This is a genomic window from Streptomyces sp. TM32, assembly GCF_004122755.1.
In the GTDB taxonomy this organism is placed as follows: domain Bacteria; phylum Actinomycetota; class Actinomycetes; order Streptomycetales; family Streptomycetaceae; genus Streptomyces; species Streptomyces sioyaensis.
This window is the reverse complement of sequence record NZ_SDIG01000270.1, coordinates 1-5,354: the sequence shown is the minus strand read 5'-3', so window position 1 is coordinate 5,354 and position 5,354 is coordinate 1. Positions and strand designations below refer to the sequence as shown.

Annotated in this window: 5 protein-coding genes; 1 reads left to right on the top strand and 4 read right to left on the bottom strand. The window is 69.4% G+C overall.

Annotation, left to right across the window (positions count from 1 at the left end):
• Positions 1-195: 195 nt before the first annotated feature.
• The 4 genes from EST92_RS30915 to EST92_RS30900 form a co-directional block, all read right to left on the bottom strand.
• Entirely contained in the window at positions 196-1,311 is a 1,116-nt protein-coding gene (locus EST92_RS30915; RefSeq protein ID WP_096213564.1) for a GuaB3 family IMP dehydrogenase-related protein, read from the bottom strand.
• Positions 1,312-1,426: 115 nt separating this feature from the next.
• On the bottom strand, positions 1,427-2,929 hold the full coding sequence (gene guaB, locus EST92_RS30910; RefSeq protein ID WP_129283973.1) for an IMP dehydrogenase: 1,503 nt from the start codon (positions 2,927-2,929) through the stop codon (positions 1,427-1,429).
• 139 nt (positions 2,930-3,068) lie between these two features.
• On the bottom strand, positions 3,069-3,644 hold the full coding sequence (locus EST92_RS30905; RefSeq protein WP_040899000.1) for a sigma-70 family RNA polymerase sigma factor: 576 nt from the start codon (positions 3,642-3,644) through the stop codon (positions 3,069-3,071).
• Positions 3,645-3,923: 279 nt separating this feature from the next.
• Positions 3,924-4,535, bottom strand: a complete 612-nt coding sequence (locus EST92_RS30900; protein WP_003948568.1) for a response regulator transcription factor — start codon at positions 4,533-4,535, stop codon at positions 3,924-3,926.
• Between the two features lie 380 nt (positions 4,536-4,915).
• Between EST92_RS30900 and EST92_RS30895 the strand changes: the two genes are divergently transcribed.
• Positions 4,916-5,248, top strand: coding sequence for a WhiB family transcriptional regulator (locus EST92_RS30895; protein WP_129283972.1), 333 nt, complete (start codon positions 4,916-4,918; stop codon positions 5,246-5,248).
• Positions 5,249-5,354 lie beyond the last annotated feature (106 nt).

Below are 5,354 nucleotides of genomic sequence, written 5' to 3'. Positions count from 1 at the left end.
ATCGCTACGGGAGGGGGCAGGGGCGGAGGGGTGTGTTGTCGGACGTAAAGCGAAGCAGTCCGACAACACACCCCGGAGCCCCTGCCCCCGCCACCCACCACCTACGGGGGCCCCACCCCACAACCACTTCCGCTCCCGCCGAAGGCGGGGAAAAACCCACGGAACAAACACGGCGGGAAACCCGGCAACGTACGGCTAACGCCGCGGGGCGACCGTCACCTCAACGCGCTGGAATTCCTTGAGTTCCGAATATCCAGTGGTCGCCATCGCCCTGCGCAACGCGCCGAAGAAGTTCATCGAGCCATCGGGAACCGTGGACGGCCCCAACAGCACCTCCTCCGTCGTGCCGACCGCACCGAGGTCCATCCGCTTGCCGCGCGGCACGTCCTCGTGCACCGCTTCCATGCCCCAGTGGTGGCCGCGGCCGGGCGCGTCGGTGGCGCGGGCCAGCGGGGAGCCCATCATCACGGCGTCGGCACCGCAGGCGATCGCCTTGGGGAGGTCGCCGGACCAGCCCACACCGCCGTCGGCGATGACGTGGACGTAGCGACCCCCGGACTCGTCCATGTAGTCGCGGCGGGCGGCCGCGACATCGGCGACCGCGGTCGCCATCGGGACCTGGATGCCCAGGACGTTACGGGTGGTGTGCGCGGCGCCGCCGCCGAAGCCGACCAGTACACCGGCCGCGCCGGTCCGCATCAGGTGCAGCGCCGCGGTGTAGGTGGCGCAGCCGCCGACGATGACCGGGACGTCCAGCTCGTAGATGAACTGCTTGAGGTTCAGCGGCTCGGCCGCGGAGGAGACGTGCTCGGCGGAGACGGTCGTGCCGCGGATGACGAAGATGTCGACGCCGGCGTCCACGACGGCCTTGGAGAACTGCGCCGTGCGCTGCGGGGAGAGCGCGGCGGCGGTGACGACGCCCGCGTCCCGCACCTCCTTGATGCGCTGCCCGATCAGCTCTTCCTTGATCGGCGCGGCGTAGATCTCCTGGAGCCGCTTGGTGGCCGTGGCGCCGTCCAGCTCCGCGATCTCGGCGAGCAGCGGCTCCGGGTCCTCGTACCGGGTCCAGAGGCCTTCGAGGTTGAGGACGCCCAGGCCGCCCAGCTCACCGATGCGGATCGCGGTCTGCGGCGAGACCACGGAGTCCATGGGAGCGGCCAGGAAGGGCAGCTCGAAACGGTAGGCGTCGATCTGCCAGGCGATCGAGACCTCCTTCGGGTCGCGGGTGCGGCGACTCGGTACGACGGCGATGTCGTCGAATGCGTATGCCCGGCGGCCGCGCTTGCCGCGCCCGATCTCGATCTCAGTCACGTGTGTGGCCTTTCCCTCTACGTCTGCCGTACCAGTATCCCCGACACACCGAAGCCCGCGGCCGGGGAGCGGCCACGGGCTTGTGCACGCGTGCGGGCGGTGCCGTACGCGCAGGTCAGCGCCGAGTGTAGTTCGGAGCCTCGGTGGTCATCTGGATGTCGTGCGGGTGGCTCTCCTTGAGACCCGCGGAGGTGATGCGCACGAAGTGGCCCTTCTCCTTGAGCTCGGGGATGTCGGCGGAGCCGACGTAGCCCATGGAGGCCCGCAGGCCGCCGACGAGCTGGTGGGCGACCGAGGCGAGCGGGCCGCGGTAGGGCACCTGGCCCTCGATGCCCTCGGGGACCAGCTTGTCCTCGGACAGCACGTTGTCCTGGAAGTAGCGGTCCTTGGAGAAGGAGCGGCCCTGGCCGCGGGACTGCATCGCGCCCAGCGAGCCCATGCCGCGGTACGACTTGAACTGCTTGCCGTTGATGAAGACCATCTCGCCCGGCGACTCCTCGCAGCCGGCCAGCAGCGAGCCCAGCATGACCGTGTCCGCACCGGCCGCGATGGCCTTGGCGATGTCGCCGGAGAACTGCAGACCACCGTCACCGATCAGCGGCACACCCGCGGCGTGCGCGGCCTGCGCCGCCTCGTAGATCGCGGTGACCTGCGGGACACCGACACCGGCGACGACACGGGTGGTGCAGATGGAGCCGGGGCCGACACCGACCTTGATGCCGTCGGCGCCCGCGTCGATGAGCGCCTGCGCGCCGTCGCGGGTGGCGACGTTGCCGCCGACGACATCGACGTTGATGTTGGACTTGACCTTGGCGATCATGTCGAGGATGCCGCGGCTGTGGCCGTGCGCGCTGTCGATCACCAGGAAGTCGGCACCGGCCTCGACCAGCGCCTGCGCCCGCTCGTACGCTTCGCCGCCGACGCCCACCGCGGCACCGACGACCAGCCGGCCCTCGGCATCCTTGGCGGCGTTCGGGTACTTCTCGGCCTTGACGAAGTCCTTGACCGTGATCAGGCCCTTGAGCACGCCCGCGTCGTCGACCAGCGGGAGCTTCTCGATCTTGTGGCGGCGCAGCAGCTCGATGGCGTCCTCGCCGGAGATGCCGACCTTGCCGGTGACCAGCGGCATCGGCGTCATGACCTCGCGGACCTGACGGCTGCGGTCCATCTCGAAGGCCATGTCGCGGTTGGTCACGATGCCCAGCAGCTTGCCCGCGGCGTCGGTGACCGGCACCCCGCTGATCCGGAACTTGGCGCACAGCGCATCGGCCTCGGCGAGCGCGGCGTCCGGGCGGACCGTGATCGGGTCGGTGACCATGCCGGACTCGGAGCGCTTGACCAGGTCGACCTGGTTGGCCTGGTCCTCGATGGACAGATTGCGGTGCAGTACGCCCGCGCCGCCCTGCCGCGCCATGGCGATGGCCATCCGCGCCTCGGTCACCTTGTCCATCGCCGCCGACAGCAGCGGGATGTTCACCGTGACATTGCGCGAGACCCGGGACGCGGTGCTCACCGCGTTCGGCAGCACCTCCGACGCACCGGGCAGCAGCAGCACGTCGTCGTATGTCAGCCCGAGCATGGCGAATTTGGCGGGCATACCGTCGACGTTGTCACTCATGACACCTTCCCCAATGCTCTTGCCTCAGCGCGGACTCCCATGCTAACGGCCTAAGGAAGTGTCCCAATCCACGAGCGGTGAGGGCCTCGTCACTTGTGTATTTCTACGGCGGAATTCCGCCCTTGAGGCCGGGAATCTGCTACTGCTCGGCGAGCGCCCGCAGCCTGCTCAGCGCCCGGTGTTGGGCGACCCGTACGGCGCCGGGCGACATCCCCAGCATCTGCCCGGTCTCCTCGGCGGTCAGCCCGACGGCGACCCGCAGCAGGACCAGCTCGCGCTGGTTCTCCGGAAGGTTCGCCAGCAGCTTCTTGGCCCACTCCGCGTCGCTGCTCAGCAGCGCCCGCTCCTCCGGGCCGAGGGAGTCGTCCGGCTGCTCGGGCATCTCGTCGGACGGCACGGCCGTGCTGCCCGGATGCCGCATCGCCGCCCGCTGCAGATCGGCGACCTTGTGGCCGGCGATGGCGAAGACGAACGCCTCGAAGGGCTTGCCGGTGTCGCGGTAGCGCGGCAGCGCACAGAGCACCGCGACACACACTTCCTGTGCCAGATCCTCGACGAAGTGCCGGGCATCACCCGGCAGCCTCGACAGCCGGGTACGGCAGTACCGCAGAGCCAGGGGATGCACATGGGCCAGCAGATCGTGGGTGGCCCGCTGGTCACCCTCGACTGCGCGAGCGACGAGATCGCCGATTTCCTGCTTCCCGTCCTCGCGCATCGGACCATGGTGCCTTGGCGCCGCACGATCCGCGGCATCAGGTCCGTACTTGTGCGCTGAAGCGTTATGAGCGGCAGGTGCGCCGGCTGTCATGTCGTGCGCCCTCCCCTCGTGCCCGACCGACCCGTCCCCGAGGAACTCCATACCTCAAGGATGCGGCACCGCGCGGCGAATCGGACCGCCGGCGGACGCGGCGGCGTGCGGGGCACCCTGCCACCCCGCCCGCCACAGGGCGGGCGGGGATCCTCACTCCCCCGCATCGCTGCACGTCACAATGCCTTAGCGGACGAGTCCCCAACGGAAGCCCAGGGCCACCGCATGCGCGCGGTCCGAGGCGCCGAGCTTCTTGAAGAGGCGCCGGGCGTGGGTCTTGACCGTGTCCTCCGACAGGAACAGCTCCCGGCCGATCTCGGCGTTCGAGCGGCCGTGACTCATGCCCTCCAGCACCTGGATCTCCCGCGCGGTGAGCGTGGGTGCGGCACCCATCTCGGCGGACCGCAGCCGCCGTGGGGCGAGCCGCCACGTCGGGTCGGCCAGCGCCTGGGTCACCGTCGCCCGCAGTTCGGCGCGCGAGGCGTCCTTGTGCAGATAGCCGCGGGCACCGGCGGCGACCGCGAGCGCGACCCCGTCCAGATCCTCGGCCACCGTGAGCATGATGATCCGGGCGCCGGGATCGGCGGACAGCAGCCGGCGCACGGTCTCGACACCGCCGAGACCGGGCATCCGTACGTCCATCAAAATAAGGTCCGAGCGATCGGCGCCCCAGCGGCGGAGGACTTCCTCGCCGTTGGCCGCGGTCGTCACACGCTCGACGCCGGGCACGGTCGCAACCGCCCGACGGAGCGCCTCTCGGGCAAGCGGGGAGTCGTCGCAGACGAGGACGGATGTCATGACCGCCCTCCGCAGCTGATGCGCGTCACCTTGAGCCTCCAGGCTGGTACGTATCGTCACCTGTTGCGATTGACGGCCTCGGACACCTGCCCTACGGCTACCTCTGCCAATCGCCTCCGCACACTCAACGACGGTCACTCGAAAGAGTTACGGCTTCCGCGACCGAGTTCAGCACGCTCCGTGAGGAGCCGGATACGCAGACGACTCAACGGGCGACCGGCATCCGCGCGTGCACCCTATGCCCTATTTGGCTCTCTTTCTTCCATTTTGGAGGGGACTATGACTAGATTCGCAATGAGTCATATTTACATCTACTTCGACAGTAGATGTACCGTCGTGAGCACCGAGCCCGCATCAGCATCGCTTCGAGGGGACACGCAATGGCAGATTTCTCCCGCCTCCCGGGCCCGAACGCCGACCTGTGGGACTGGCAGCTGCTGGCCGCCTGTCGTGGCGTGGACAGCTCCCTCTTCTTCCACCCGGAGGGCGAGCGCGGAGCGGCCCGCAGCGCGCGTGAGACATCGGCGAAGGAGGTCTGTATGCGCTGCCCGGTACGGGCCGAGTGCGCGGCGCATGCACTGGCCGTCCGCGAGCCCTACGGGGTCTGGGGCGGTCTGACGGAGGACGAACGTGAGGAACTCATGGGCCGGGCACGCCACCGGCTGATCCCCGCGTCCTCCATGACCGGTCCTGCGGGCGGATCCGGCGGCTGACCCACGGGAGCGGATCGCTCCTGAAGAAACGTTCCTGCACGAGCCGTGCGGCCGCGGGCGCGGGTGGCGGAAGACGGCTGCGGTGAGCGGCGGGTCGGGGTGGGCG

Coding starts and splice junctions, on each gene's coding strand:
- EST92_RS30905 (WP_040899000.1), bottom strand. CDS start 3,644: ATGCGCGAGGACGGGAAGCAGGAAATCGGCGATCTCGTCGCTCGCGCA.
- guaB (WP_129283973.1), bottom strand. CDS start 2,929: ATGAGTGACAACGTCGACGGTATGCCCGCCAAATTCGCCATGCTCGGG.
- EST92_RS30895 (WP_129283972.1), top strand. CDS start 4,916: ATGGCAGATTTCTCCCGCCTCCCGGGCCCGAACGCCGACCTGTGGGAC.
- EST92_RS30900 (WP_003948568.1), bottom strand. CDS start 4,535: ATGACATCCGTCCTCGTCTGCGACGACTCCCCGCTTGCCCGAGAGGCG.